This window comes from Inquilinus ginsengisoli, assembly GCF_050434925.1.
GTDB classification, from domain to species: Bacteria; Pseudomonadota; Alphaproteobacteria; order DSM-16000; family Inquilinaceae; genus Inquilinus; species Inquilinus ginsengisoli_B.
The window spans coordinates 2,607,081-2,631,817 of sequence record NZ_JBNDJK010000001.1 but is presented as its reverse complement, the minus strand read 5'-3'; the positions used below and the strand labels follow the sequence as shown (position 1 = coordinate 2,631,817).

General features: G+C 69.3%; 28 protein-coding genes. 13 read left to right on the top strand and 15 right to left on the bottom strand.

The window, feature by feature from the left end:
* Positions 1–7 precede the first annotated feature (7 nt).
* Positions 8–1,021, top strand: a complete 1,014-nt coding sequence (locus QFZ27_RS12395) for a CorA family divalent cation transporter (protein ID WP_429226699.1) — start codon at positions 8–10, stop codon at positions 1,019–1,021.
* A 14-nt stretch (positions 1,022–1,035) separates the two neighbouring features.
* Here the strand turns inward: QFZ27_RS12395 and QFZ27_RS12390 are convergent, their stop codons facing one another.
* From QFZ27_RS12390 to QFZ27_RS12375, 4 genes are all read right to left on the bottom strand, one after another.
* A complete protein-coding gene (locus tag QFZ27_RS12390; protein WP_429226698.1) occupies positions 1,036–2,199 on the bottom strand; it encodes a helix-turn-helix transcriptional regulator in 1,164 nt (387 codons plus the stop codon).
* Positions 2,200–2,554: 355 nt separating this feature from the next.
* Positions 2,555–2,893 carry a c-type cytochrome gene (locus tag QFZ27_RS12385; protein ID WP_429226697.1) on the bottom strand — a complete coding sequence of 113 codons (339 nt, stop codon included), beginning with the start codon at positions 2,891–2,893 and terminating at the stop codon, positions 2,555–2,557.
* 25 nt (positions 2,894–2,918) lie between these two features.
* The gene (locus QFZ27_RS12380; RefSeq protein WP_429226696.1) at positions 2,919–4,166 is read right to left on the bottom strand and encodes a PQQ-dependent sugar dehydrogenase; all 1,248 of its coding nucleotides are present in this window, start codon (positions 4,164–4,166) and stop codon (positions 2,919–2,921) included.
* 127 nt (positions 4,167–4,293) lie between these two features.
* Complete coding sequence (locus tag QFZ27_RS12375) at positions 4,294–5,541, bottom strand: MgtC/SapB family protein (RefSeq protein ID WP_429226695.1); 1,248 nt, start codon at positions 5,539–5,541, stop codon at positions 4,294–4,296.
* 240 nt (positions 5,542–5,781) lie between these two features.
* Between QFZ27_RS12375 and QFZ27_RS12370 the strand changes: the two genes are divergently transcribed.
* A complete protein-coding gene (locus QFZ27_RS12370) occupies positions 5,782–6,321 on the top strand; it encodes a DUF1097 domain-containing protein (protein WP_429226694.1) in 540 nt (179 codons plus the stop codon).
* 46 nt (positions 6,322–6,367) lie between these two features.
* Here QFZ27_RS12370 and gatB read toward each other — a convergent pair whose 3' ends face one another.
* From gatB to QFZ27_RS12355, 3 genes are all read right to left on the bottom strand, one after another.
* On the bottom strand, positions 6,368–7,822 hold the full coding sequence (gene gatB, locus QFZ27_RS12365; protein WP_429226693.1) for an Asp-tRNA(Asn)/Glu-tRNA(Gln) amidotransferase subunit GatB: 1,455 nt from the start codon (positions 7,820–7,822) through the stop codon (positions 6,368–6,370).
* Positions 7,823–7,906: 84 nt separating this feature from the next.
* Positions 7,907–8,392, bottom strand: a complete 486-nt coding sequence (locus QFZ27_RS12360; RefSeq protein WP_429226692.1) for a RidA family protein — start codon at positions 8,390–8,392, stop codon at positions 7,907–7,909.
* A gap of 51 nt (positions 8,393–8,443) precedes the next feature.
* On the bottom strand, positions 8,444–9,619 hold the full coding sequence (locus QFZ27_RS12355) for an NAD(P)/FAD-dependent oxidoreductase (protein WP_429226691.1): 1,176 nt from the start codon (positions 9,617–9,619) through the stop codon (positions 8,444–8,446).
* 116 nt (positions 9,620–9,735) lie between these two features.
* Here QFZ27_RS12355 and QFZ27_RS12350 point away from each other — a divergent pair, with 116 nt between their 5' ends.
* Positions 9,736–10,296 carry a helix-turn-helix domain-containing protein gene (locus QFZ27_RS12350; RefSeq protein WP_429226690.1) on the top strand — a complete coding sequence of 187 codons (561 nt, stop codon included), beginning with the start codon at positions 9,736–9,738 and terminating at the stop codon, positions 10,294–10,296.
* An 18-nt stretch (positions 10,297–10,314) separates the two neighbouring features.
* Here the strand turns inward: QFZ27_RS12350 and QFZ27_RS12345 are convergent, their stop codons facing one another.
* From QFZ27_RS12345 to gatC, 4 genes are all read right to left on the bottom strand, one after another.
* Positions 10,315–10,881 carry an NADPH-dependent FMN reductase gene (locus QFZ27_RS12345; RefSeq protein WP_429226689.1) on the bottom strand — a complete coding sequence of 189 codons (567 nt, stop codon included), beginning with the start codon at positions 10,879–10,881 and terminating at the stop codon, positions 10,315–10,317.
* A gap of 287 nt (positions 10,882–11,168) precedes the next feature.
* Positions 11,169–11,666: a GNAT family N-acetyltransferase gene (locus tag QFZ27_RS12340; protein WP_429226688.1), complete on the bottom strand. Its 498-nt coding sequence runs from the start codon at positions 11,664–11,666 to the stop codon at positions 11,169–11,171.
* Between the two features lie 2 nt (positions 11,667–11,668).
* On the bottom strand, positions 11,669–13,144 hold the full coding sequence (gatA, locus tag QFZ27_RS12335; protein WP_429226687.1) for an Asp-tRNA(Asn)/Glu-tRNA(Gln) amidotransferase subunit GatA: 1,476 nt from the start codon (positions 13,142–13,144) through the stop codon (positions 11,669–11,671).
* Positions 13,144–13,431, bottom strand: a complete 288-nt coding sequence (gene gatC, locus QFZ27_RS12330) for an Asp-tRNA(Asn)/Glu-tRNA(Gln) amidotransferase subunit GatC (protein ID WP_034839555.1) — start codon at positions 13,429–13,431, stop codon at positions 13,144–13,146. The genes gatA and gatC overlap by 1 nt, the downstream gene beginning before the upstream one ends.
* A 100-nt stretch (positions 13,432–13,531) precedes the next feature.
* Here gatC and ruvX point away from each other — a divergent pair, with 100 nt between their 5' ends.
* Entirely contained in the window at positions 13,532–14,011 is a 480-nt protein-coding gene (gene ruvX, locus QFZ27_RS12325) for a Holliday junction resolvase RuvX (protein WP_429226686.1), read from the top strand.
* On the opposite strand, the gene QFZ27_RS12320 is transcribed toward ruvX, so the two are convergent.
* The gene (locus tag QFZ27_RS12320) at positions 14,008–15,345 is read right to left on the bottom strand and encodes an aminotransferase-like domain-containing protein (RefSeq protein ID WP_429226685.1); all 1,338 of its coding nucleotides are present in this window, start codon (positions 15,343–15,345) and stop codon (positions 14,008–14,010) included. The two genes, ruvX and QFZ27_RS12320, sit on opposite strands and share 4 nt — an antisense overlap.
* 127 nt (positions 15,346–15,472) lie before the next feature.
* Here QFZ27_RS12320 and QFZ27_RS12315 point away from each other — a divergent pair, with 127 nt between their 5' ends.
* From QFZ27_RS12315 to QFZ27_RS12295, 5 genes are all read left to right on the top strand, one after another.
* Complete coding sequence (locus QFZ27_RS12315; RefSeq protein ID WP_429226684.1) at positions 15,473–15,685, top strand: DUF1127 domain-containing protein; 213 nt, start codon at positions 15,473–15,475, stop codon at positions 15,683–15,685.
* A gap of 81 nt (positions 15,686–15,766) precedes the next feature.
* Complete coding sequence (locus tag QFZ27_RS12310; RefSeq protein WP_429226683.1) at positions 15,767–16,597, top strand: helix-turn-helix transcriptional regulator; 831 nt, start codon at positions 15,767–15,769, stop codon at positions 16,595–16,597.
* A gap of 96 nt (positions 16,598–16,693) precedes the next feature.
* Entirely contained in the window at positions 16,694–16,843 is a 150-nt protein-coding gene (locus QFZ27_RS12305) for a hypothetical protein (protein WP_429226682.1), read from the top strand.
* A 3-nt stretch (positions 16,844–16,846) separates the two neighbouring features.
* Positions 16,847–17,713, top strand: a complete 867-nt coding sequence (locus QFZ27_RS12300) for an alpha/beta fold hydrolase (RefSeq protein WP_429226681.1) — start codon at positions 16,847–16,849, stop codon at positions 17,711–17,713.
* 41 nt (positions 17,714–17,754) lie between these two features.
* Positions 17,755–17,958: a DUF1127 domain-containing protein gene (locus QFZ27_RS12295; protein ID WP_429226680.1), complete on the top strand. Its 204-nt coding sequence runs from the start codon at positions 17,755–17,757 to the stop codon at positions 17,956–17,958.
* A 59-nt stretch (positions 17,959–18,017) separates the two neighbouring features.
* Here the strand turns inward: QFZ27_RS12295 and QFZ27_RS12290 are convergent, their stop codons facing one another.
* Positions 18,018–19,616 (bottom strand): peptide ABC transporter substrate-binding protein, encoded by a 1,599-nt coding sequence (locus QFZ27_RS12290; protein ID WP_429226679.1) that lies wholly within the window; start codon positions 19,614–19,616, stop codon positions 18,018–18,020.
* A gap of 183 nt (positions 19,617–19,799) precedes the next feature.
* On the opposite strand from QFZ27_RS12290, the gene QFZ27_RS12285 reads away from it, so the two are divergent.
* A complete protein-coding gene (locus QFZ27_RS12285; RefSeq protein WP_429226678.1) occupies positions 19,800–21,008 on the top strand; it encodes a CaiB/BaiF CoA transferase family protein in 1,209 nt (402 codons plus the stop codon).
* Positions 21,009–21,118: 110 nt separating this feature from the next.
* Positions 21,119–21,670, top strand: a complete 552-nt coding sequence (locus QFZ27_RS12280) for a hypothetical protein (protein WP_429226677.1) — start codon at positions 21,119–21,121, stop codon at positions 21,668–21,670.
* A 224-nt stretch (positions 21,671–21,894) separates the two neighbouring features.
* Here the strand turns inward: QFZ27_RS12280 and QFZ27_RS12275 are convergent, their stop codons facing one another.
* On the bottom strand, positions 21,895–22,125 hold the full coding sequence (locus tag QFZ27_RS12275) for a hypothetical protein (protein WP_429226675.1): 231 nt from the start codon (positions 22,123–22,125) through the stop codon (positions 21,895–21,897).
* Between the two features lie 193 nt (positions 22,126–22,318).
* Positions 22,319–22,819 carry a MarR family winged helix-turn-helix transcriptional regulator gene (locus tag QFZ27_RS12270; RefSeq protein ID WP_429226673.1) on the bottom strand — a complete coding sequence of 167 codons (501 nt, stop codon included), beginning with the start codon at positions 22,817–22,819 and terminating at the stop codon, positions 22,319–22,321.
* 38 nt (positions 22,820–22,857) lie between these two features.
* Between QFZ27_RS12270 and QFZ27_RS12265 the strand changes: the two genes are divergently transcribed.
* The gene (locus QFZ27_RS12265) at positions 22,858–24,438 is read left to right on the top strand and encodes an FAD-dependent oxidoreductase (RefSeq protein WP_429226672.1); all 1,581 of its coding nucleotides are present in this window, start codon (positions 22,858–22,860) and stop codon (positions 24,436–24,438) included.
* A 51-nt stretch (positions 24,439–24,489) separates the two neighbouring features.
* On the top strand, positions 24,490–24,675 hold the full coding sequence (locus QFZ27_RS12260; RefSeq protein WP_429226670.1) for a DUF6726 family protein: 186 nt from the start codon (positions 24,490–24,492) through the stop codon (positions 24,673–24,675).
* Positions 24,676–24,737 lie beyond the last annotated feature (62 nt).

The window sequence follows — 24,737 nt, the reverse complement described above, 5'->3', positions numbered from 1 at the left end:
CCGGGCCTTGGACGCGGTACGAGCAGCGCCGGTCAGCTTCCATTTCGGCGACGCCGTCGCCGCCGCCTACCGCTTCGACCCCGAGTCCGGCGCCTGCCGCCAGACCGGGGTCGATCCCTTGCCGGAGGCGGGCGAGGGCTGGGTCTGGCTGCACCTGAAGCTGACCGACACCCGCGCCCGGCACTGGCTGGGCCGCCATGGCATCCTGCCGCCGGCGGTGGCGCAATGGCTGCTGGACGGGCCCGACCGGGTGCAGGTGCAGCGGCTGGACGGCTGGCTGGTCGGCGCCGCCAACGGGCTGCACCACGATTTCGCTTTCGAGCCGGACCAGATCAGCCGGCTGCGCTTCTGCCTGGGGCCGAACCTGCTGGTCACCGGCCGGCGCCATCCGCTGCGCGTCGTCGACGAGGTCTGCCGCAGCCTGGCCGCGGGCAGCGCGCCGGAGACCGCGCTGGGCATGCTGGCCCTGATCGCCGGGCACCTGGCGGCGGAGGCCGAGGCGGCGGTCGAGAAGCTGATGGACGAGGTCGACGGCATCGAGGACCGGGTGCTGGACGACCGGTCGACCAGCCGCACTGTCGAGGACCGCCAGGCTCTCGGCCGCATCCGCCGCCGCGCCGCGACCCTGCGCCGCCATCTGCTGCCCGAAGGTGCCGTGGTCGCCGCCGGCCTGGACGACCTGCCGGGCTGGGCCGACCCCGCCGGACGCACCGGTCTCGCCGCCGCCGCCGAGCGCTTCAGCCGTGTCGCCCGCGGCGTGGACGAGGTGATCGACCGCGCCCGCATGCTGCAGGAGGAGATCGCGGCGCAGCGGGCCGAGGCGATGAACCGCAGCCTGCTGGTGCTGGCCATCCTGACCGCGGTGTTCCTGCCGATGACGCTGATCACCGGCATCTTCGGCATGAACGTCGCCGGCCTGCCCGGGCTGGAGACCCCCACCGCCTTCCTGTGGGTGATGCTGCTGATCCTGGCCGCCGGCGTGGCGACGCTGGTGCTGATGTTCTGGCGGAGAATGTTCTGAAAGCCTGAGCGCGGCTATTCCGCCGCGGTGCGGCTGCCGAGCGCCGGCAGGTTGCGCAGCAGCAGCCGCACCAGCTCCGACTGCCGGTTGGTGCGGGTCTTGAGGAAGATCTTCTTGAGATGGTTGCGGATCGTCTCGTAGCTGACGTCGAGGCGGGTCGCGATCGCCTTCAGCGACAGGCCGGCCGCCAGCTCGCCCGCAATCCGTGCCTCGGTCAAGGTCAGGCCGTACAGCCGCCGCAGCTCCGGCTGCGACAGCTGATTGGCCGGCGTCGGCGCGGCGATGAAGATCGCCGCCTTGGGCGCGGTCAGGCTGAGCAGCGGCCGGTTGCGGCTGACCGGCGCGACCAGGACCGCGAGCTGGTCGCCGCCGCCCGTGTCGGACAGGGTCAGTCCGCCGCCCGGCTCCATCCGCGGATCGTCGAGGACGATCGAGGCCGCGGCGATCAGCTGGCGCAGCTTGGTGGTCTCGTTCGGCTGCGAGGCGCAGAGCAGGCCGCGCTGGTCGACCCGCAACGAGGTGCCGGCCCGCAGCAGCCCTTCGGCCGCGCGGTTGGAGAAGGAGACCCGGCCGGTCGGGTCGGTCAGGATCACGCCGATCGACAGGCGGTCGAGGCCGGTCTCAAGCGCGTCGCGCTGCGTGACGACGTCGCCGAGCCGCTGATGGATCTGGGCGGCGCGGGCGAAATGCGGCAGCAGCCGGCGCATCATCTCCGCCAGCCGCGCCGTCTCCTCCTCCGTGATCGGATCAGCATGCAGCACGCTGACATGGGCCGAGACGCCGCCGCGGCGCAGGAAGGTGCCGCCGACGCCGGACAGCAGTTGCTGCGGCCGCAGCCAGTCGGAGAAGAACTCGGTCCGCTCCAGATTGGGGCGCGGCACCAGCGTGTCGCTGATCGTGACCTCGCCGACGGCGCGGTTCAGGACCCGCTCGCTCCACGGATTCAGCCGCCAGTAATGCTGGCCGTAGCTGTCGAGGAAGGCCTGGTCCCAGCGGCTGGTCGCGGCCAGCGCCTCGAAGGCCGTGGTCTCGGCGGTGTCGGATTCGTGCAGCAGGTACAGGCTGGCATGACCGTCGGCGAACAGGCCGGCGAGATCGTTGAGAACCGAATCCCACAGGCCGTGGTCGAGCGCCGCGTCGTAGATTCTCGCGATCAGGTCCGGGAGATCATCCGCCATCTCGGGAACGACCCTCGACTGGACACAGAGGGAGTCGGCCTTGTGTCGCGGTACCCGGCTGGTTGAACCAGCATCTCGATGAACATAGTCCATTTGGGTCAGGCTGCCACCCTCAATTTGCAGGTAGGACCGGAATGGGTTTTCAGTCATTCTCCGGGTGTTTCAAGCGTATGAAGATTACAGACACCCACGAAGATTGATATAATTTTTATTCAATCTGAGGCATTCCGTTAAAGAATCAGACGCCGAGCGGCTCGTCCAGGGAGGTTCAACCGAGGGCGATGTGCAGACCGACGGCATTTGGGACAGGCCACACCCGTTCGGTGTGGCCTGTCTCGCATCTAGGGTCCGCCGCCTATTCCGGCACCGTCACCGAGAACCTGATGCCCGAGTACCAGGCCGCAAGATCGGCGATGTCCTGGTCGCTCAGCGACTTGGCGATGACCGACATCTGCGGATCGGTACGTTCGCCGCTGCGGAAGGCTTTCAGCTGCTTCTCGAGATAGATCGGGCTCTCGCCGGCGATGTTCGGCACGTTCGGCATCCGGGCCAGGCCGTTCAGCCCGTGACAGGCCGTGCATTGCCGGGCCTTGGCCCGGCCGGCGATATTGTCCCCTGCCGCCCAGGCCGGGTCGGGCGCCGTCGTCCCGGCAACCGCCAGCAGGGCCAGCCCCACCAGTATCCGCTTGAGCATGGCCCTGCCTCCCGTCGGTTTCCGCTCAGCCTTCATGCCAGATCCGGTAGATCGCCCCGGCGAAATCGTCGGAGACCAGCAGCGAACCGTCCGGCAGTTGGGCAATGTCGACCGGCCGGCCGAAATATTCGCCGGTGTCGGCCAGCCAGCCATCGGCGAACACCTCGGTCGCGCCGGCGCTGCCGTCCGGCTTCACCGGGGTGAACATGATCCGCGCGCCGACCGGCGTGGTGCGGTTCCAGGAGCCGTGCTGGGCCGAGAACACGCCGCCACGATACGTCTCCGGGAAGGTCTTGCCGGTGTAGAACATCAGGCCGAGATCGGCCGCATGCGCGTCCATCTCCACCACCGGCGGCACCGCATCGGCCGGCGGTTCGCTGTCCTTGTACTCGGCGGTGCGGACGGTGCCGCCACCATACCAGGGGAAGCCGAAATGCTGGCCGGCCGCGGTGATGCGGTTCAGCTCGCCCGGCGGGATGTCGTCGCCCATGCCGTCGACCTGGTTGTCGGTGAACCAGAGATCGCCATTGGCCGGGTTGAAGTCGATGCCGACGGAGTTGCGGATGCCGCGGGCGAACACCTCGCGCCCGGTGCCGTCCCGCGCCATGCGGATGATGCCGCCGATGCCGACCTCGTTGTACAGCTCGGCCTTCTCCGGCGGCGGCACGTTGAAGGGCTGGCCGAGCGAGACGTAGAGCTTGTTGTCCGGGCCGACCCGGCAGACCCGGGCGCCGTGGTTGAAGGATTCCTCGGCAACCGGGATCAGCGTCTCCGCCACCACGCCGATCGCCGTGTCCGGGCCTTCGTAGAAGAACTCCGCGGCCGGGAACACCAGCAGGCGGTTGTGCTCGACGACATGCAGGAAGCCGTCCTTGGAGAAGCAGACCCCGTTCGGCACCTTCATGTCGACCGAGGGCGCGAACGCCTTGACCTCATCCGCCACCCGGTCCTTGTTGCGGTCGGTCACGGCCCAGACCTGGGTCTTGCGCGTGCCGACGAAGACCATGCCGGTGCTGGGGCCGACCGCCATGTGCCTTGCGTCCGGCACCACGGCATAGAGCCCGATCTTGAAGCCCGGCGGCAGCTTCACCTGCTGCAGATTGGTCCGGATCTGGTCGGCATAGTCGCCGCCCTGCGGCACCGTCTCCAGCTGCAACGGCGCGCCGGTGACCTTCATGTCCTGCAGCTTCTTGATGTTGCCGGACTGGCCGAAGGCGCTGCCTGAGACCGCGACCACGACACTCGCCAGCAGAATCGCACGAATCCCTTTCATGGCGTCTCCCCCTTCATGTGCCGGGCGATGCTGCCGAAATGGAATTTCTGTTTATGCCGAAGATTCGCCCGACGATTGCGCAGCGTCAGGGTAGATCGGCTTTCCGTTTCCGAGAAGGCCTGACACGTCAGATAGCGAAGAAGGCGAAGCCGGCCGCGCCGGCGGCCAGCATCGCGACGGTCGCCGGCAGGATGCGCAGCGCCATCGCCCGGCCGCCGAGGACGACGGCGAGCCCGGCCTTGACCAGGGTGTTCACCCCGGCCGCGATCAGCACCACCGTGGCGCCGGCCGTGACATCGAGCCCGCCCTGGGTCAGCCGCGCTGCCGACAGGGTGATGGCGTCGACATCGGCCAAGCCGGACACGGCGGCGAGCAGATAGAGGCCGGCGACGCCGAGAGTGTCGTCCAGGACCTTCGACAGCAGCAGCACCGCCGTGATCAGCGCCACGATCTTCAGCGCCGACCACAGGTCCAGCGGATTGCCGATCGGCGGCGCCTCGCCGGTCTTGTCGGCGGCGGCCCGCCACAGCCACAGGCCGCTTCCGATCGCCACGGCCGCGGCGCCGGCCAGGGGCGCCGCCAGGGCCAGGGCCAGCGGCGGGTGCAGCACCAGGACCAGCACGCCGACGCGGACCACCATCACCGCCCAGGCGGCGACGATGCCGGCGGCCAGCGCCGGCGCCGCCGGCGGCGCGGCCTGCGCCTGGCGGGCGAAGACCAGGGTCAACGCGGTGGAGGACACCAGCCCGCCGAGCAGCCCGGTCAGCAGCGTCCCGACCCGGGGGCCGGCGATGCGCACCGCCGCGTAGCCGGCGAAGGACAGGCCGGCGACCAGCACCACCAGCCACCAGATCCTGGCCGGGTTGATCGCCTCCCACGGGTCGAGCGTCCGGTCCGGCAGGAACGGCGGCACCACCACCGCGATCAGCAGGAACTGCAGCGCCGCCGCGGTCTCGGCCGGGGTGAAGCGTTCCAGCCAGCCATGCAGCCGATCCTTCTCGCGCAGCAGCAGGGCCACGATCACGGCGCCGCCCATGCCTTCCAGGTCGCGCCCCACCCCGGCAGCGGCGCCGAGCAGCGCCGTGACCAGCAGCGCGATCTCGGTGGTCACGCCGAGGCTGCCGTCCTCGCGCCAATAGGCCGCCAGCATGTAGGCCCCGATCCCCGCCAGGAACAGCAGCAGCGGGCCGGGCCCGAGATCGGAGGCCAGGAACGCGGCGATGCCGGCGCCGAAACCGGTGATGGCGAAGGTGCGCAGGCCCGCGGCGCGGCGGCCTTCCGGCCGGTCCCGGTCGGTCCAGCCGCGTTCCAGCCCGATGATCAGGCCGACGGCGAGCGCGGCGCCGAGGCGGAGGGCCGTAGATGTCTCATCCATCCGCACTCTCCCTTGCGCCGCCGATCCGGCGACGATAGCCGAAAGGCCGGAAAACCCGAACCGAGGGATGCGTGCCGGCACCGCCGGAAGAATTCGGACGGACGGGCCGCCTCGACCTAGGAACTCAGCCCTCGATCGGTCGAAGAACTCATACTTTGTTACAGTAGGAATCCGGATGATTTGCATCCAATAATATGCCTCCGCCTGAAAACAATAATATTGGTTTGGGGGAAAATCGCCATGTCCAAACTGTTTGCTCTGTCCTTGAGCATAGCGGTGCTCGGGGCGGTATGGGCCTTCCTGGCCTTGGGGCCGCTCAGCGGCTTTGTCCTGGTCTGGGCCGGATTCATCGCCTGGGGATGCTTCTTCCACTCCGGTGCCGACGACAAGGCCCTGACCCGGACGATCGCTGGCAACGTCTATGGCGCCGTCGTCGCCTGGATCGCGCTTCTGATTATCGTCAATGTTCCGATGGCGGCGCTCGGCACGGTGTGGCCGGCCATCGTCGTCGGCGCCACCGTCTTCTTCCTGGTGATCGTCGCCTCGGTCGACCTGCTGTCGGTGGTCCCGGCCAATGTCTACGGCTATGCCGCGACCGTGGCCTATTCGCTGCACCAGGGCGCGGACGCGGCCGGTGTCGGGCCGCTGCAGCGCCTGACCACGGTCAGCGCCGGCAACCCGCTGATCCTGCTGATCGTCTCGATGGTGATCGGGGCGCTGTTCGGCTACGCCTCGGCCAAGCTCGCGGGGGCACTGGCCAAGTCAGCCGCTCCCGCCTAGCCGCTCGGTTCGCCGGCATCGCACGGCGATGCCGGCGGGGAGCGGATCAACCGTTCAGCTTGGTCTTCAGCAACTCGTTCAGCATCGCCGGGTTGGCCTTGCCGGCCGAGGCCTTCATCACCTGGCCGACGAAGAAGCCGAACAGCTTGTCCTTGCCCGAGCGGTACTCGGCCACCTTGTCGGCCTGCGCCGCCATCACCTGGTCGATCACCGCCTCGATCGCGCCGGTGTCGGTGACCTGCTTCAGCCCCTTGGCCTCGACGATGGCGCCGGCATCCTGCCCGGTCTCCATCATCTCGGCGAACACGTCCTTGGCAATGCGGCCGGAGATTGTGTTGTCGGCGATCAGGTCGACCAGGCCGCCCAGCTGCTCGGCCGAGACCGGACTGTCTTCGATCTCGCGGCCGGCCTTGGCCAGGCCGCCGAACAGCTCGTTGATCACCCAGTTGGCGGCCAGCTTCGGGTCGCGCCCCTTGGCCGCGCGCTCGTAGAAGAACGCCTTGGCCTGCTCGGCCACCAGCACCCCGGCATCATAGGCCGACAGCCCGTATTCGCTGATGAAGCGCGCCTTCTTCTCGTCCGGCAGCTCCGGCAGGGTCAGGGCGATGCGCTCGACATAGCCGTCTTCCAGCACCAGCGGCAGCAGGTCCGGGTCGGGGAAGTAGCGGTAGTCATGCGCATCTTCCTTGGTGCGCAGCGACCGCGTCTCGCCCTTGTTCGGGTCCCACAGCCGGGTTTCCTGGTTGATCGACCCGCCGCCCTCGATGATCTCGACCTGGCGCCGGGCCTCGAACTCGATGGCCGACATGACGTGGCGGATCGAGTTGACGTTCTTGACCTCGCAGCGCGTGCCGAATTCGGTGTCGCCGACGCGGCGGACCGACACGTTGACGTCGCAGCGCATGGAGCCTTCCTCCATGTTGCCGTCGCAGGTGCCGAGATAGCGCAGGATCGAGCGCAGCTTGCGCAGATAGGCCGAGGCGTCGTCCGGGCTGCGCAGGTCGGGCTCGGACACGATCTCCATCAGCGCCACGCCGGACCGGTTCAGGTCGACGAAGGTCTCGCGCGGCGACTGGTCGTGCAGGCTCTTGCCCGCATCCTGCTCCAGATGCAGCCGGGTGATGCCGACGGTGCGGGCCGACCCGTCCGGCAGGTCGAGCACGATCTCGCCGGTGCCGACGATCGGGTCCTTGTACTGGCTGATCTGGTAGCCCTGCGGCAGGTCCGCGTAGAAGTAGTTCTTGCGGTCGAACACCGAGCGGCGGTTGATCTGCGCCTTCAGGCCCAGGCCGGTCTTCACCGCCTGCTCGACGCAGTAATCGTTGATCACCGGCAGCATGCCGGGCATGGCGGCGTCGACCAGGCTGACCTGGCTGTTCGGGGCGGCGCCGAAATCGGCGGCTGCGCCGGAGAACAGCTTGGCCTTGGAGATGACCTGGGCATGGACCTCAAGCCCGATCACCGTCTCCCAGGTGCCCGTCTCGCCCTCGATCGTGTACATGGAACCGCTCGCACTCATACCGTCCGGAAGCGAGACAGGGAGCGCGGATGGGGGGTTCGTGTCAAGGATTTCGCGGCCGCCGCGCTACGGCCGGATCGCGACCTCCGCCTCGATCTCCACCGCCAGGCCGAAGGGCAGCCCGGCCATGCCGACGGCGGAGCGGGAATGCGCCCCGCGCTCCGGCCCGAACACCTCGACGATCAGGTCGGTGAAGCCGTTGATCACGAGGGGGTAGCGGTTGAAGCCGGGCGCCGCGTTGACCATGCCGAAGGCGCGCAGCCAGGCGTTGATGCGGTCGAGATCGCCGAGCGCCGTCTTCAGGCTGGCCAGGATGGCGAGGCCGGTCAGCCGCGCGGCCTGATACCCCTGCTCCTCGGTCAGCTCCTGCCCGACCTTACCGAGCAGCGGCGCCAGCGACCCGTCCGGCGCCAGGGCACCATGGCCCGAGACATAAGCCCGGTCGCCATGCACCCGCACCCAGGGGAAGCTCAGCGTCACGCCCGGCGGCAGCTGGATCGGGGCCGGCAGCTGCAGCCCCAGCGCCGTGAGCCTCGCTTCGATCTCGGCCATCGGTGCGTCCTCCGTATGCTTGCCGGCCCGATGCTACAGGCCGGTCGCGCGTCAGACCACGTTCAGCTCGACGATCGGCCGGTTCTCGAGGATCCGGGTGAAGGCGAAGGGCGACAGGTCGAGGCTGCGGAAGCCGCCATGGGCGATCAGCTCGGCCACGCCGCGGCCGGCCGCCGGCGACTGCTGCAGCCCGTGGCCGGAGAAGCCGTTGGCGAAGATCAGGTTCGGCAGCTCGGGATGCGGCCCGATGATGGCGTTGTGGTCGACCGTGTTCATCTCGTAATGGCCGGCCCAGGCATTGACCACCTTCAGGCTCTCGAAGGCCGGCACCCGCTCGGCCAAAGCCGGCCACATCATCTCGTCGAACAGGCCATGGTCGACCGTCAGGTCCTCGGTGTCCGGGTCCTCGCCCGTCGGCGGGGCGCCGCAGATGAACAGGTTGCCCTCGGGCCGGAACCAGACGCCGCTGGGGTCGATCACCAAAGGGCAGCCATCGAGCGTCTGCCGGCAGTCGAACACGAAGACGCAGCGCTTGCGGCCCTCGACCGGCAGCTCGATGCCGGCCAGCGCCGCGACCTTGCCGGCCTGCGGCCCGGCGGCGTTGACCAGCGTGCCGCAGCCGATGCGGCGGCCGTCCGACAGAGTCACCCCCGTGACCCGGCCGCCGGCCCGGTCGATGCCGATGACGGTGTCGGTGACATAGGTGGCGCCGAGCGACCGGGCCTTGCGCTTGAACGCCTGCAGCAGGCTGTAGCCGTCGAACCAGCCTTCGCCGGCAAGGCCGAGCGACCCGGCCGACAGCCCGTCGACATTCAGCCAGGGGAAGCGCTCGGCCAGCCGGTCCGGCGCCATCAGGTCGACGGCGACGCCCTCGCCCACCTGCATGTCGTGGTTGGCCTGCAGCACCGGCAGCCCGGCCGGGGTGGCGAGGAACAGGTAGCCCTTTTCGTGGAAGCCGAAATCCGGCACCTCGCCCTCGACTTCGAGCCAGCGCTCGGGGTGCTTCAGCACCTCCAGTCCGAAGCGCGAGACCGCGACGTTGAAGGGGGTGGAGAATTGCTGCCGGATCGAGGAGGCGGAAAGCGCGGAGGAGGCGGTGCGGTAGGTCGGGTCGCGCTCGACCACCGCGACCGTGCCGTCGAAGCCCGGCTCCAGCATCAGGAAGCAGGCGATGGCGCTGCCGATGGCGCCGCCGCCGATGATGACCACGTCGAAGCTGTCCGCCATGACCGCACCCTGCCCGGAGTTTCCCGACTCCTACGCCGCCGCCCGTGGCTTCGCAATCAGGATTTTCCGATCGGAAACAGATGCGGGACGCGGCGGCGCATGCTTAGCTGCCGCGCATGGACAATGACGCGCCCCAGAGCCTCGGCCCGCGGCTGAAGGCGCTGCGCCGGACCCGCGGCTGGACGCTGGAGGCGGCATCCGAGCAGACCGGCCTGGCCAAGTCGACCCTGTCGAAGATCGAGAACGGCCGGATGTCGCCGACGGTCGAGGTGCTGCTGAAGCTGTCGCAAGGCTTCGGCGTCGACCTGGCCGGGCTGTTCGGCGACGCCCGGCCGGCCGCGGCGGCCCGCAGCCTGACCAAGGCCGGCACCGGGCCGCGGCACGAGACCCGCAGCTACAGCCACGAGCTGCTGGCCGCCGATCTGGCGGAGAAGCGCATCACCCCGGTGCGCGCCCGGGTCAAGGCCCGCACGCTGCTCGACTACGGCCCGCTGGACCAGCATGAGGGCCAGCAGTTCCTCTTCGTCCTGTTCGGCGCGGTGACGATGCATTTCGCCGGCGAGGCGCCGTTCCGCCTGGCCGCCGGCGACAGCCTCTATTTCGATGCCCGCACCCCGCATGCCGTCCTCTCGGATGGGCCGTTCGAGGCGGAGATCCTATGGATCCATGCGGGGTGAGGGTCGAGCCGCGGCCCCTTACTTCGCCCGCAGCGGCTTCAGCGCCTCGGCCCAGCGGGCCAGCTCGTCCAGCATCGCGGTCGCGGCCTTGGCCTGGCCCTCGGGGAGGTTCAGCTTGCCATCGGCCACCGAATTCCAGGCCATCGGGATCGCCACCGCCTCGGTCAGCGGCACCACCTTCAGCGTGGTCAGAGTCAGCTTCTCGGCCTGGACCGCGCGCATGCCGCCCGACGCGCCGCCATAGCTGACGAAACCGGCCGGCTTGTAGTTCCACTCCAGGTACAGGTAGTTCAGCGCGTTCAACAGCGCCGGCGGCGGGCCGAAATTGTATTCCGGCGTGACGAAGACGAAGGCGTCGGCGGCGCTGACGCTGGCGGCCCAGCGCTTGGTGTGCTCATGCACATAGCGCTGCATCCGCGGATGCTCCGGCTCGTCGAACACCGGCAGGTCGAAATCCTTGAGGTCGACCAGCGACGCGTCGAACTTGCCGTGGGCGGCGGCGATCTCCTGGAACCAGGAGGCGACCACCGGCCCGATCCGGGCCGGCCGGGTGCTGCAGATCACGGTGTGGAGCTTCAAGGGCACGGCACTCTCCCGTTGCGGAGCGGTTTGGACGATGAGCTGCGATCTTTGCGGCGGCCAAGGCGTCGGCGCAAGCGCGCAGGCCTGCGTCAAATGTCCTGCGGCCGGCGGGCGATCAGGACCCGGTGATCATGCCGCTTGCTTCAGAGAGCAGGCACATGACCCAACATGTCATGGCGAGCGAAGCGTGGCCATCCAGTCCTTCAGCCGCGGCACGTATTGGCGACAGTCTGGATGGCCACGTCCCTGCCGGGCTCGCCATGACGGTGTGTGGCAATTGCAGCCGAGACTTACAGGAACCGGATGCGCAGCTCGTCGTCATAAGCGCGGTCGCCGATCCGCAGCGCGCCGGGCTCGACGCCATAGACCTTGAAGCCGTGCCGTTCATAGAGGCGGCGGGCCGGCTCGGCTTCGGTGATCACGGCCAGCAGCACCGCATCCAGGCCTTCCGACCGGGCGTGGTCCAGCACCGCCTCGACCAGCGCGTCGGCGGCGCCGCTGCCGCGCGCTTCGGGCCGCACATACATCCGGATCAGCGTGCCGCGGTGGCGGCGCTTGACCCCGCTCTCCCGCGCCAGCCCGACGAGGCCAAGCAGCCGGCCGTCGCGCTCGGCGGCGAAGGTCGGCACCTCGACCACGCGCCGGACGAACTCCTCCGGCGACAGCGCCGCTTCGGCCTCATAGGTCGAGCCGAACGCCTCAGGATGGCGCTCCAGCCCCTCCAGCCGGATCTCGCGATAGGCCGCGGCATCCGCGGGGCCGAGCTGGCGGATGACGAAGCCGGTCACAACTAAGAGATGGTCTGCGGCAGGGCGGTGAAGCCGGCCGCCTGCTCCATCACCTCGGCGACGCGCAGCAGCGTCTCCTCGTCGAACGGCCGGCCGAGCAGTTGCAGCCCGAGCGGCAGCCCGTCGTCGCCGAGGCCGGCCGGTACCGACAGGCCCGGCAGCCCGGCCAGCGATGCCGGCACGGTGAACACGTCGTTGAGGTACATCGCGATCGGGTCGTCCTGCTTCTCGCCGATGGCGAAGGCGGTGCTTGGCGCCGTCGGCGTCAGGATCACGTCGCAGCGCTTGTACGCTTCGGTGAAGTCGCGGGCGATCAGCGTCCGCAGCTTCTGCGCCTTGGTGTAGTAGGCGTCGTAATAGCCGGCCGACAGCACATAGGTGCCGATCATCACCCGGCGCTTCACCTCGCGGCCGAAGCCGGCGGCGCGGGTGTTCTCGTACAGCTCGTTCAGGCTGTTGCCGGTCTCGCGCAGGCCGTAGCGCACGCCGTCATACCGCGCCAGGTTGGACGAGGCCTCGGCCGGGGCGACGATGTAGTAGGTCGGCAGCGCGTATTTGGTGTGCGGCAGCGAGACCTCGACGATCTCCGCCCCCGCCGCGCGCAGCCACTCGGCGCCTCGGCTCCAGACGCGCTCGATCTCCGCCGGCATGCCGTCGACCCGGTATTCCTTCGGGATACCGACCTTCAGGCCGCGGATGTCGCCGGTCAGCGCCGCCTCGAAATCGGGCACCGCCATATCGACGCTGGTCGAATCCTTCGGGTCGAAGCCGGCCATCGAGCGCAGCATGATCGCCGCGTCCCGCACGGTCCGCGCCATCGGCCCGGCCTGGTCGAGCGAGGAGGCGAAGGCGACCACGCCCCAGCGCGAGCAGCGGCCATAGGTCGGCTTGATGCCGACGATGCCGGTGAAGGCGGCCGGCTGGCGGATCGACCCGCCGGTGTCGGTGCCGGTCGCCGCCAGCGTCATGCGCGCCGCGACCGAGGCCGCCGAGCCGCCGGAGGAGCCGCCCGGCACCAGCCTGGCGTTGCTGCCGTCCTGCCGCCGCCACGGGTTCTCGACATTGCCGAAGGCCGAGGTGATGTTGGCCGAGCCCATGGCGAACTCGTCCATGTTCAGCTTGCCCAGCATCACCGCGCCGTCGCGCCACAGATGGCTGGTGACGGTCGATTCATAGGGCGGCACGAAGTTGCCGAGGATGGCGCTGCCGGCCGTGGTGCGCACGCCCTCGGTGCAGAACAGGTCTTTGATCGCGATCGGCAGGCCTTCCAGCGAGCCGCCCTCGCCGCGGGCGAGCCGGGCGTCGGAGGCCTTGGCCATCTCGATCGCCTTGTCCGGCGTCTCGGTGACGAAGGCGTTGAGCCCGCGCAGGCTCTCGACCGCGGCGACATGCGCCGTGGTCAGCTCGACCGAGGAGATCTCGCGGCTCTTCAGCGCGTCGCGCGCGCCGGCGAGGGTCAGATGGGTCGGCTTCGACATCACTCGACCACCTTCGGCACGGTGAAGAACCCGGCCTTGGCCGAGGGTGCGTTGGCCAGCACCTTTTCGGGATAGCCGCCGTCGGTCACCTCGTCCGGCCGGCGCCGCAGCCCCTGCTGCGCCACGCTGGTCATCGGCTCGACCCCGTCGGTGTTGACCTCGGCCAGTTGCTCGACGAAGTCCAGGATGCCGGACAATTCGCCGGTCATGGAATCGAGCTCCGCCTCGTCGAGGCGGATACGGGCCAGATGCGCGATTTTCGCGACGGTGGCTCTGTCGAGCGACATGTCGTAGTCATCTCCGGGGATCGGAGGCCGAACCGGGCCGGCATGGGGCCGGAACCGCGGGGAAGGCCAACGGAAAACGGCGCGGAAGGTATCACCCGATATGGCGGTCTGCAATCTTCGCGACCTGAAGCCCCTGCTGCCCCCCGGCGGGCGGCTGATCGGGCTGGATCTCGGGGAAAAGACCATCGGCATGGCGGTGTCCGACCCTGGCCTGTCGCTGGCCTCGCCGATCGGCACCATCCGCCGCACCAAGTTCACGCCGGATGCGCAGGAGCTGCTGCGCATCGTCGACGACCGCGGCGTCGCCGGGCTGGTGATCGGCCTGCCGGTCAACATGGACGGCAGCGAGGGGCCGCGCTGCCAGTCGGTGCGCGCCTTCGCCAAGGACCTGCTGAAGCTGCGCGAGCTGCCGATCGCCTTCTGGGACGAGCGGCTGTCGACCACGGCGGTGCAGCGCCAGATGATCGAGTTCGACGTCACCCGGAAGAAGCGCGCCAAGGCGGTGGACACGGCGGCGGCGGCCTGGATCCTGCAGGGCGCCCTGGACGCGTTGCAGTTCGGGGCGCCGCCGACCCTCTAATCCACCGCGATCTGGTCCGGCTCGGTCCGCGCCAGCCGGGCCAGGGTCTCCAGCGCCTCGCGCAGCACCTCGGGCGACGGCGAGGCCAGGGCCAGGCGCACCGCGGCCGGCGCGTGACCCGGCCCCGTGGCATAGGCCGGGCCGGGCGTCACGGCGATGCCCTTGCGGGCGGCGGCGGCGGCGAAGGCCTCCGCCCGCCAGCCTTCCGGCAATTCGAGCCAGAGATGATAGGCGCGCGGATCGCCCTGGATCTCCAGCCCGTCCAGCGCCGCCCGGGCGATCGCCTGCCGGGTGCGGGCGTCCTGCCGCTTCTCGGCCACCAGCGTCGCCACCGTGCCGTCGGCCATCCAGCGCGACGCCGCCTCCAGCGCCAGGCCGCCCGGGCTCCAGGGGCCGGAGCGGATCGCCGCCACCATGCGCTCGACCAGAGCGCGCGGCGACACCGCAAAGCCCAGGGTCAGGCCGGGCGCGAGGCGCTTGGACAGGCTGTCGATCACGATCGCATGCTCCGGCGCCAGTGCCGCCAGCGGCGCCTCGTCGGCCAGGAAGCCGTACACCCGGTCCTCGATCGCGACCAGGTCGAGCCGCTGCAGCAGCGCCGCCAGATCCACCCGCCGGCCCGGCGTCATCGACAGGCCGAGCGGGTTGTGCAGCACCGGCTGCAGATAGACCCCGCGCAAGGGTGCCGTGTGGTGCGCGGCCTCCAGCGCGTCCGGCCGCAGCCCTTCGGCATCCATGGCGATCGGCACCAGCGCGATGCCGAGCCGGGCGGCGACGCCCTTGATCACCGGATAGGTCAGCGCCTCGACCCCGACCCGGCCGCCGACCGGCGCCAGCGCCGACAGCGCCGCCGCGATCGCCTGGCGGCCATTGCCGGCGAACAGCACCCGCGCCGGCTCGGGCGACCAGTCGGCCTCAGCCAGGAACGATGCCGCCACTGCCCGCGCCGCCGGGGTGCCGGCCGCCGGCACCGCCCGCAGCGCCAGGCCCAGCGCATCTGGCCGCAGCAGCGCCTGCAGCCCCTGCGCCAGGATCGCCGGCTGGCCGGGCAGGATCGGGAAGCTGGATTCGAGGTTGATCGGGGCCTGCCAGGGCTCGGCCAGCACCGAGGCCGGCACCGCCGCCGCGGCGCGGACGAAGGTGCCGCGGCCGACCTCGCCCGACACCAGCCCGCGCCGGGTCAGCTCGGCATAGACCCGGGCGGCGGTGGAGGCGGCGATGCCGCGGCGATAGGCAAAGTCGCGCTGCGGCGGCAACCGGTCGCCCGGGCGCAATTGCCCCGAGGCGATCTCGCCGGCGACGGCATCGGCAATGCGGCGGAAATCATCCAGCATCTAAATTGCTCCGAGAGCAATACTGTGATTGCACCGACATCATGCCCGGAGCAATCTGCGAATGCAATCCCGCAATTGCGGCAGGGGCATCGTGCCCCGCCGGCTGCGGGCCATCAGGAGACCCTCCATGTCGACGCGCGTTGTCGAGCGCCGCGTTCCTCGCTCTGCCCTGCCCCATCCCGTGGCCTTCGCCGGGCTGCGGCAGATCCTCGGCCTGTGGCTGCGGCGCGCGCGGACCCGACGCCAGCTCGATGCGCTGAGCGACCATGAGCTGCGCGACCTCGGCCTCGACCGCGGCGACGCTGCGGTCGAGGCGCGGAAGCCGTTCTGGCGCGGCTGAGCCTCGCCTGATGCCGGCCCGGCAGGGTATGGTGGGCGAACGAGCCCTCGCCCTGCCGGAGGCGGCACCCGCCGCAGCCCGATGACGGATATCTCGGCCGAAACCCTGCTGCAGACGGAGATCGTCGCCATCCGCGACGTCGCCTGCGACGGCGCGTGCCGGCACCGCAGCGCCGAGGAATGCGCCCGCGCCACCCATCTGGTGTTCCCCTATCATGGCGTCTTCGTCCGCCATCTCGGCACCGATGACGCGGTGGCCGAGGCCAACCAGGTGCTGTTCTTCAACCCGGCCGAGGGCTATCGGATCAGCCACCCGGTCGAAGGCGGCGATTCCTGCCTGGACCTGGTGGTCGAGGACGCGCTGCTGCGCGAGCTGGCGCCGCAGGCGCTGCTGCAGGACGGCGCCGCGACGGCGTTCCGCCCGCAGCGGCTGCGCATCGACGCCCGCAGCCAGGCGCTGGTGGCGCTGCTGCGGCACAGCCTGAGGCGGAACGCGGCCGAGACGCTGGAGGCGGAGACCCTGGCGCTGACCCTGGTGCGGCGCGCCATCGGCGAGCGCACCTCGCACCAGGCCGGGGCCAGCCGCAGCCTGCAAAAGCTGGTCGACCGGGCCAAGCTTGCGCTGTCCGCCGACCTGGCGCGGCGCTGGACCCTGGCCGAGATCGCGGCCGAGGTCGGCGTCTCGCCGGTCTACCTGACCCAGGTGTTCCGGCAGGTCGAGGGCATGCCGCTGTACCGCTACCAGCTGCGCCTGCGGCTGGCCCGGGCGCTGGACCTGCTGGGCCGACACGACGACCTGACCGCGCTCGGCCTCGATCTCGGCTTCTCCAGCCACAGCCATTTCAGCGCCGCCTTCCGCCAGGCCTATGGCAAGACGCCGGCGGAGTTCCAGCGCTCCGTCCGCCTGCGCTGACCGGGCCTGCAAGTCCCTAAAGATTCCGACAGCGGCCGACCCGGCGAAAGCGTCTTCTGTCCCTGCCCGGACATCGGGCGGAACCGGAGAAGCCCCATGAGCGAGAGAACCTGCGCGGCCTGCGACTGCGAGCTCGACGCCGAGACGATCAAGGTTACGATCGGCGGCCAGACGGTGGAGGTGTGCTGCGACGACTGCGCCCGGGCGCTGGGCGAGGCCAACGCCGCGACCGCTGGCGGGGAGTAAGCGATGCGCTCCCCGGAACCGGTGCTCGAGAAGCGCCGCGTCGCCACGCCGTCGGGCAGCATCGCCTATGCCGAGGCGGGCGCAGGGCCGGTGGCCCTGTTCGTCCACGGCGTGCTGCTGAACGGCCATCTGTGGCGGCATCAGCTGGCGCAGCTGTCGGACATCCGCCGCTGCATCGCCATCGACCTGCTGGCCCATGGCGACACCGAGATCGCGCCCGGCCAGGACGTGTCGGTGACCGCGAATGCGGTGATGCTGCGCGAATTCCTGGATGCGCTCGGCATCGATCAGGCCGACCTGGTCGGCAATGACAGTGGCGGCGGCATCGCCCAGATCTTCGCGGCCTCGAACCCCGAGCGGGTGCGCAGCCTGACCCTGACCGACTGCGACGCGCATGACAACTGGCCGCCCGAGGCGTTCAAGCCGTTCCTGGCGCTAGCGGCGTCCGGCGGCCTGCGCGGCGCGCTGGACGCGATGCTGGCGGACAAGGATGTCTACCGCTCGGCCCAGGCTCTCGGCCCGGCCTACGAGCATCCGGAACGGGTGACCGACGACGATATCGACGCCTGTCTGCGGCCGCTGGTGCGCAGCGACACGCGCACCGACGACTTCCGGCGCTTCCTCGCCGCCTTCGACAGCCGGCACACGCTGGCGATCGAGGACCGGCTGCGGCGCCTGACGGCGCCGACGCTGATCGTCTGGGGTACCGACGACATCTATTTCGACGTGAAATGGTCGCACTGGCTGGCCGAGACGATCCCGGGCACCCGCCGGCGGGTCGAGCTGAAAGGCGCGCGCCTGTTCTTCCCGGAAGAACGCGCGGTCGAACTCAACCAGGAGCTGCGCGCGCATTGGGGCCTGCGCCGCTAGCCGGCCCGGTCCGCAGCCCTTCCATCTGCAGAAGAGACACCATGTCGACCTACGCCTTCGAGCGTCGGACCGTCGCCGCTCGTCCCGGCTTCGCCGGGAGCCTCATGCACCTGGTCGCGCTGTGGCTGCGCCGGTCCCGCACCCGCCCGCGGCTGTGGACGCTGAGCGACCACGAGCTGCGCGACCTCGGCCTGGAGCGCAGCACCGCCGACCGCGAGGCGCTGCGGCCGTTCTGGAAGGGCTGAAACGGAAGGCCCCGCCTCAGGGTGGGAGGCGGGGCCTGATCCGACGGCTCGGAAACGGCTTACCGTTCGACCGTCAGCCAGCGGCTGAGATGGTTGTCCAGGACGTTGTCCTGCCAGCCCTTCACCTTGGTCGAGAGCATCCGCTTGCTGGTGTAGTAGTAGATCGGGATGATCGCCTGCTCGCCCAGGAACAGCTGCTCGGCCTGGGCCAGGATCTGAGCTCTCTTGGCCAGGTCGGCCTCGGCCACCGCCGCATCCATCAGCTTGTCGTAGTCCGGGCTGGCATAGGACGGGTAGTTCTGCTCGCCGGCGGTGCTGCGGAACAGGTCGAGGAAGTTGCTGGGGTCGTCGAAATCGCCGATCCAGGAGGTGCGGCCGATATCCTTGTACTCTTTCTTGCGCAGCGCGCTCTGCATCGTGCCCCATTCGAGATTGGTCAGGGTGGTGTCGATGCCGAGCTTCTGCTTCCACATCGCGCCGATGGCGACGGCGATCTTCTTGTGGTTCTCGGAGGTGTTGTAGGAGATCTCGACCGCCAAAGGCTTGTCCGGGCCGTAGCCGGCCTTGGCGAACAGCTGCTTCGCCTCGGCGTCGCGCTGGGCCTGGGTCTCCCCCGCCTCCTTCGGCGTCCAGGCGGCGAAATTGCTCATCCCCGGCGGCACGAAGGTGTAGGCCGGCAGCTCGCCGCCCTGGGTGATCTTGCCGACCATCACGTCGCGGTCGATCGCCAGCGACAGGGCGTGGCGCAGCTCCGGATGGCTCTTCCACGGCTCATGGGTCAGGTTGACCGTGTAGTAGTAGGTGCCGATGTAGGGGACGATCCGCACCTCGTCCGCCATGGTCTGCTTCAGCTCGGGGATCTGCTGGTTCGGCAGAGTGTAGGTGTAGTCCAGCTCGCCGGCCTTGAAGCGCTGCAGCTCGGCGTCGACATCCTCGGTCACGAAGTAGTTGACGGTGTCGATCTTGACGCCGGCGGCGTCGTGGAAGGTGGGGTTCTTGGCCAGCTTCACATGCGACTGCGGCACCGCCTCGGCCAGCATGTAGGCGCCGTTCGACACCATGTTGCCCGGCTTGACCCACTCGTCGCCGAACTTCGCGAGATTGGCCTGGCTGAGCGGGAAGGTGGCGTGGTGAGTCAGCGTCGACAGGAAATACGGCGTCGGCCCGACCAGCGTGACCTCGAGGGTGTGGTCGTCGACCGCCTTGACCCCGAGCGTGTCGGCCGGCTTGGTGCCGAGGCGGATGTCCTTGGCGTTGACCACCTGGTCGATGAAATAGGCGTAGGGGCTGGCCGTCTTCGGATCCAGCAGGCGCTTCCAGGCGAAGACGAAATCGCCCGCCGTCACCGGCGAGCCGTCCGACCATTTGCCGTCGGCGCGCAGCTTGAAGGTGTAGGTCTTGCCGTCGTCGGAGACGGTCCAGCTCTCGGCCGCGCCCGGGATCGGCTGCGCCTTGGCGTCTTGGGTCAGCAGGCCTTCGAACAGGTCGTTCTGGACGTTCGCCTCGCTGACGCCCGACGATTTGTGGATGTCGAGCGATTCCGGCTCCTGGCTGTTGCCGGCGTTCAGCACCATCTCGGCCGCGGCGATCTGCGACATCCCGCCCAGCAGCGCTGCCGCCAGCAGGCTGCGGACGAGAACCCTGGAGAAGCCTTGCATCTTGTGTCCCCCTGTTGGGCTGGCTCTTCTTCGGAGCCCAAGGCTATGGCCTATACCACCGATACGCCCCTGCCAAAAAGGAGGAAGGTCTTAACCTGGGGTCATGGTCCATCGAGGTCCGGGCCGATTGCGGCCCCGCCCCGCCTGGGCTAACCAGAAGGCCTCAAGGAGGAGTCCCCGAGAATGACCGACAGCCCCGCCGGCGCCCTGGCCGGCCTCAAGGTGCTCGACCTGACCCGGGTCCTGGCCGGCCCCAGCGCCACCCAGATCCTGGGCGACCTCGGCGCCGACGTGGTCAAGGTGGAGCGGCCGGGCGTCGGCGACGACACGCGGAAATGGGGCCCGCCCTTCCTGCAGGATGCGCACGGCGCCGACACCAGCGAGAGCGCCTATTACCTCAGTGCCAACCGCAACAAGCGGTCGATCGCCATCGACTTCACCCAGGAAGACGGCCGCGCCCTGCTGCGCCGGCTGGTGGCCGAGGCCGACGTGCTGGTCGAGAACTACAAGCTCGGCGACCTCGCCCGCTACGGCCTCGGCTATGACGATCTGAAGGACGAGTTCCCGGCGCTGGTCTACTGCTCGATTACCGGCTTCGGCCAGACCGGCCCCTATGCCGCGCGGGCCGGCTACGACTATCTGGTCCAGGCCATGGGTGGGATCATGAGCCTGACCGGCCCGGTCGACGGCGAGCCGATGAAGGTCGGCGTCGCCATCGCCGACTTGATGACCGGCACCTACGCCACCATCGGCATCCTCGCCGCGCTCGACCACCGCCGCCGCACCGGGCGCGGCCAGATGGTCGACCTGGCGCTGCTCGACACCCAGGTGGCCTGGCTGTCCAATGCCGGCCAGTACTACCTGACCTCGGGCGTGCCGACGCCGCGCACCGGCAACGGCCACCCGACCATCGTCCCCTACCAGGCGTTCCGGGCCGAGGACGAGTACCTGATCCTGGCGATCGGCAACGATCCGCAATTCGCCAAGTTCTGCGCCGTCGCCGGCCGGCCGGAGCTGGCGGCCGACCCGCGCTTCGCCACCAACCAGGCGCGGGTGCGCAACCGCGAGGTGCTGGTGCCGATCATCGCCGGGCTGATCGCCGGGAAGACGCGCGGCTTCTGGCTCGAGGCGCTGGAGGCCCGGCAGGTGCCGTGCGGCCCGATCAACACCATCGACCAGGTCTTCGCCGACCCGCAGGTGGTGGCCCGCGGCATGCGGATCGAGATGCCGCATCCGCTGGCGCCGGAACCGGTCGCCCTGATCGGCAGCCCGATCCGGCTGTCGGAGACGCCGGTCAGCTATCGCCACGCCCCGCCGGTGTGCGGCGCCGACGGCGACTCGGTGCTGCGCGACTGGCTCGGTGAACCGAATCCGGATTCCGGGCGTTATTAGGAGGATAGAGGCTGGCGTCCTGCGCCGGCGAGGCGGGCGCGCCCATGATCGGGCCGCGTCGCGCAAGGGTTCGTCGTGCTCGGGCGCCCTGAAAGACGGAGAGCAGAGACATGGCCAAGACTGTCCATGCGGCGTCTGCCGCCGCCCTGGCCGCGCTGCTGATCGCAGCGCCGGCCATGGCCCAGACCGTGATCGTGCCGTCACCGGCCCCGACGGTCGTCGCCCCCGCGCCGGCACCGATGATCGTGCAGCCGGCACCGACGGCGATCATGCGGCCGCCGCCCGCGGTTGTCGCCCCGCCGCCGGCCCCGGTGATGGCCGAGCCGTTGACCTATCCGGTCGACCCCAACACCCGGATGCAGCAGCCCTATGTGGTGCAGGGCGGCGTGCAGCCGCGGCACCCGGCGGTGACGGCGATGCCGAGCGGGCCGGCGCCCGGCGATCCGCGCGAGTACGCCACCGACACGCCGATCACGGTGACCGGCCATGTCGACGGCGTCAGCCATATGGGCGGCATGACCTCGTTCCGGCTGCAGACCCCGACCGAAGCCTGGACCGTCGTGGTGCCGGGCGACACCGGCCGTATCGGTCGCTCCGCCACCGTGACCGGCTATCCGCATGTCGAGATTCGCAACCAGCTGCTGGCCGAGAGCATCCGCTGAGGCGGACGCCCTTCACTGCGGCTGATCGCTGAATAAAAAGAACCCCGGCGTCGAGGCCCGACGCCGGGGTTTTGTGACTGATCGCTGGAAGGGGGAGAGATGCGATCAGGTCACTCGGGTGGACGACGGCGCACGGCCGTCGTCGAGCTCGCTGGAAAGAACCCCGGCGCCGAGGCCCGACGCCGGGGTTTCATGAACGATCGCTGGAAGGGGGAGAGAAGCGATCAGTTCACGGGGTTGGACGACGGCGCCGCCATCGTCGAGCTGGTCTTCTTGTGGGTCCGGGCATGCTTCCTGGCATGCTTGGTGGTGTGCGCACGGTGGTGAGCCGTGTGATGAACTGTCTTGTGGGCGGTCGCCGCCGGCGTGGTGGTGGCATCCGTGCCCGAGGTCTGGGCGAAGGCAGCGACGGGCAGGGCCAACGTCATGATGCCGGCGAGGATAAGTTTCCGCATAGTCTTGCGCTCCCGGGAGCCGTGTTGAAACGGCACATCCGACAGTGCCGCGCAGAAAGAGAACGCCACAAATCGACCCGCCGGAGCATCTTAATTCTTGGTAAGGCGTCTAAACTCTCGGTAAACTTGCAGCCTCGGCTAACTCGACGCAGTTCCGGGAGATCGTCCGGCGGTCGGCCCGCTGGCATGGGCGTCATCGATTGTTCCCTGGACTGTCTGGGACGTCCGCCATGATGTCGTCCGCAAACCTGCGCATCAGCCGCACCAGGTCCTCGACATCCCGTTGATCCCAACTCGCAAAGATCGCTCGCCCCATCCTCTCGCGGGCGCCATCGATCAGATCGGTCATCGCCTTGCCTCTCGGCGTGATGGTGGCTTCGCGAACGCGGCGATCGGCGGCGCTTTCCTTGCGCTCGACGAGACCGAGGCTTTCCAGCTTGGCGACCTGGCGGCTGACGGTGGTGTAGTCGCGCCCGACGCGATCGGCGAGATCGACGACGCCGATGGGACCGCGCCGTTCGATGCTGACCAGCAGCGGAAAGAGCGCGCGGTCGAGCGATATGCCGGCCGCCCGCACCATCGCCTCGTCGCGCTGCGGACGGTTCATGACGCCGACGATGTCAATCAGCGCACCGTGCAGCTCGCGCAGCCGGTCGCCAATATGTGTATTATGCACTTTCTTTGTTGACGACATGCCGGCCCTCCTATTATGTGCATAATGCACATAAGGAGATGGCGGTGACAGAGCAATTTGCAGCCGACGTGCTGATTTGCGGCGCAGGCGCGGCAGGCTTGACGCTCGCGATAGACCTGGCGCGCCGGGGCGTTTCCTTCCGGCTGATCGAGAAGATGGACGATCCGTTCTGCGGCTCGCGCGGCAAGGGTATCCAGCCGCGCACGCAGGAAGTCTTCGAGGATCTCGGCCTTCTCGACCGGGTTGTCGCAGCGGGCGGGGTCTATCCGAAGCAGCGGAAATATCGTGATGACGGGAGCTTCATCGAGTCCGACATGACGGAGCATGAGGAGTCGACGCCGGCCGAGCCCCATCGTGTTCCGCTCATGCTGCCGCAGTTCCTGACCGAGGCTGTGATGCGCGAGCGGCTCGTCGAACTCGGGCGCCGGCCGGAGTTCGGCTGCGAACTGGTCGGCTTTGAGCAGGACGCGGACGGCGTGACCGCGCGCCTCGCACGCCGGACGGGAGAAGAGATCATCCGTGTGCGCTGGCTGATCGGCGCCGATGGCGGCCGCAGTTTCGTGCGCCATGCGCTGGACATCGGCTTCCCGGGCAAGACGCTCGGCGTTCGCGCTGTCGTCGCCGATGTCGCGTTGAGCGGTCTCGACCGCGACGCCTGGCACTGGTTTGCGGAAGGCGACATGGAGCGGCAGATCTCATTCTGTCCGCTGGCCGGGACCGACCTTTTCCAGATCCAGGGCCCGATCCCGCTCGAGAGCGACCTCGATCTCTCCGCCGAGGGCCTGAACGCACTGATCGCGCAGCGCACCGGACGTGACGACATCCGCGTCCGGTCCATGGCCTGGGCATCGGCTTACACCATGAACGCCCGGCTCGCCGATCGCTATCGCGCCGGGAGGGTTTTCCTGGTCGGGGATGCCGCTCACATCCATCCGCCGACCGGCGGCCAGGGGCTGAATACAAGTGTCCAGGACGCTTACAACCTCGGCTGGAAGCTGGCCGCGGTGCTGAACGGCGCGCCCGATGCGTTGCTCGGCAGCTACGAGGAGGAGCGTCGACCGATCGCTGCCGGCATGCTGGGTCTCGCCACCAGGTTGCTCGACGCAGCCAAGCGCGGCGACATGCGGCGCGGACGCGAGGTTCACCAGCTCGATCTGGGCTACCCCGAATCCTCTCTCGCGCTGGTGAAGTCGACACGCGTCCGCCGCCTGCTCGCGGGGGGCCGCGCACCCGATGCGCCCATTCGCGGTGCCGCAGGCCAGAAAACCCGCCTGTTTTCGCTGTTCAGCGGGCCGCACTGGACGGTCATCGGGCAAGATGTCGTGCGGAATGCCGTGCCGGCGTACCCCGGGGTGCATGTTCACACATTCGGTGTGCGCGGCGATCTCGTCGACGATGCAGGCCATTTCCGCGACGCTTACGCTCTGGAATCCGGCGATTGGGTTCTGGTGCGTCCCGACGGCTATGTCGGGGCGATCATCGGCGACAACGATGGCGACGCGGTGGAGCACTACCTTCGAAGGATGGGCGTGGCTGTAGCCTGCGCGCTGTGCCGGGTGTCCCGGGATCGATCCGCTGCGACCGAGCAGCCGCCCCCATCGCCGCGGCGGGAGTGTTAGGATACAGGTACCGACGCCGTTCCTATCCCGGAAGCAGACCAAGGACGAGAGATGAGCACCCGCACTTACCACCGACATGCCCGCTGGCTGGCTCTGGCCATCGCGGCCGTCGCCCTGGCCGGCTGCGGCGTCGTCGCCGCGCCGTTCCGGGTCACCGGCGCCGTGGTCAAGGCCGTGCCTGTGGTCGGCCATCCCGTCGCCGCGCCGTTCGACGCCACCGGCGACGCCATCGACTGACGGCAGCTCCGGATCGCCGGGCAGCCATCCCGGCGATCCGGGTTCCGCCACGTACCTTGACC

Bases quoted from the DNA above. Each gene is read 5' to 3' on its own strand.
- QFZ27_RS12390 (WP_429226698.1), bottom strand. From the start codon at position 2,199: ATGGCGGATGATCTCCCGGACCTGATCGCGAGAATCTACGACGCGGCG.
- QFZ27_RS12385 (WP_429226697.1), bottom strand. From the start codon at position 2,893: ATGCTCAAGCGGATACTGGTGGGGCTGGCCCTGCTGGCGGTTGCCGGG.
- QFZ27_RS12380 (WP_429226696.1), bottom strand. From the start codon at position 4,166: ATGAAAGGGATTCGTGCGATTCTGCTGGCGAGTGTCGTGGTCGCGGTC.
- QFZ27_RS12375 (WP_429226695.1), bottom strand. From the start codon at position 5,541: ATGGATGAGACATCTACGGCCCTCCGCCTCGGCGCCGCGCTCGCCGTC.
- QFZ27_RS12370 (WP_429226694.1), top strand. From the start codon at position 5,782: ATGTCCAAACTGTTTGCTCTGTCCTTGAGCATAGCGGTGCTCGGGGCG.
- gatB (WP_429226693.1), bottom strand. From the start codon at position 7,822: ATGTACACGATCGAGGGCGAGACGGGCACCTGGGAGACGGTGATCGGG.
- QFZ27_RS12360 (WP_429226692.1), bottom strand. From the start codon at position 8,392: ATGGCCGAGATCGAAGCGAGGCTCACGGCGCTGGGGCTGCAGCTGCCG.
- QFZ27_RS12355 (WP_429226691.1), bottom strand. From the start codon at position 9,619: ATGGCGGACAGCTTCGACGTGGTCATCATCGGCGGCGGCGCCATCGGC.
- QFZ27_RS12350 (WP_429226690.1), top strand. From the start codon at position 9,736: ATGGACAATGACGCGCCCCAGAGCCTCGGCCCGCGGCTGAAGGCGCTG.
- gatA (WP_429226687.1), bottom strand. From the start codon at position 13,144: ATGTCGAAGCCGACCCATCTGACCCTCGCCGGCGCGCGCGACGCGCTG.
- gatC (WP_034839555.1), bottom strand. From the start codon at position 13,431: ATGTCGCTCGACAGAGCCACCGTCGCGAAAATCGCGCATCTGGCCCGT.
- ruvX (WP_429226686.1), top strand. From the start codon at position 13,532: ATGGCGGTCTGCAATCTTCGCGACCTGAAGCCCCTGCTGCCCCCCGGC.
- QFZ27_RS12320 (WP_429226685.1), bottom strand. From the start codon at position 15,345: ATGCTGGATGATTTCCGCCGCATTGCCGATGCCGTCGCCGGCGAGATC.
- QFZ27_RS12315 (WP_429226684.1), top strand. From the start codon at position 15,473: ATGTCGACGCGCGTTGTCGAGCGCCGCGTTCCTCGCTCTGCCCTGCCC.
- QFZ27_RS12310 (WP_429226683.1), top strand. From the start codon at position 15,767: ATGACGGATATCTCGGCCGAAACCCTGCTGCAGACGGAGATCGTCGCC.
- QFZ27_RS12305 (WP_429226682.1), top strand. From the start codon at position 16,694: ATGAGCGAGAGAACCTGCGCGGCCTGCGACTGCGAGCTCGACGCCGAG.
- QFZ27_RS12300 (WP_429226681.1), top strand. From the start codon at position 16,847: ATGCGCTCCCCGGAACCGGTGCTCGAGAAGCGCCGCGTCGCCACGCCG.
- QFZ27_RS12295 (WP_429226680.1), top strand. From the start codon at position 17,755: ATGTCGACCTACGCCTTCGAGCGTCGGACCGTCGCCGCTCGTCCCGGC.
- QFZ27_RS12290 (WP_429226679.1), bottom strand. From the start codon at position 19,616: ATGCAAGGCTTCTCCAGGGTTCTCGTCCGCAGCCTGCTGGCGGCAGCG.
- QFZ27_RS12285 (WP_429226678.1), top strand. From the start codon at position 19,800: ATGACCGACAGCCCCGCCGGCGCCCTGGCCGGCCTCAAGGTGCTCGAC.
- QFZ27_RS12280 (WP_429226677.1), top strand. From the start codon at position 21,119: ATGGCCAAGACTGTCCATGCGGCGTCTGCCGCCGCCCTGGCCGCGCTG.
- QFZ27_RS12275 (WP_429226675.1), bottom strand. From the start codon at position 22,125: ATGCGGAAACTTATCCTCGCCGGCATCATGACGTTGGCCCTGCCCGTC.
- QFZ27_RS12270 (WP_429226673.1), bottom strand. From the start codon at position 22,819: ATGTCGTCAACAAAGAAAGTGCATAATACACATATTGGCGACCGGCTG.
- QFZ27_RS12265 (WP_429226672.1), top strand. From the start codon at position 22,858: ATGGCGGTGACAGAGCAATTTGCAGCCGACGTGCTGATTTGCGGCGCA.
- QFZ27_RS12260 (WP_429226670.1), top strand. From the start codon at position 24,490: ATGAGCACCCGCACTTACCACCGACATGCCCGCTGGCTGGCTCTGGCC.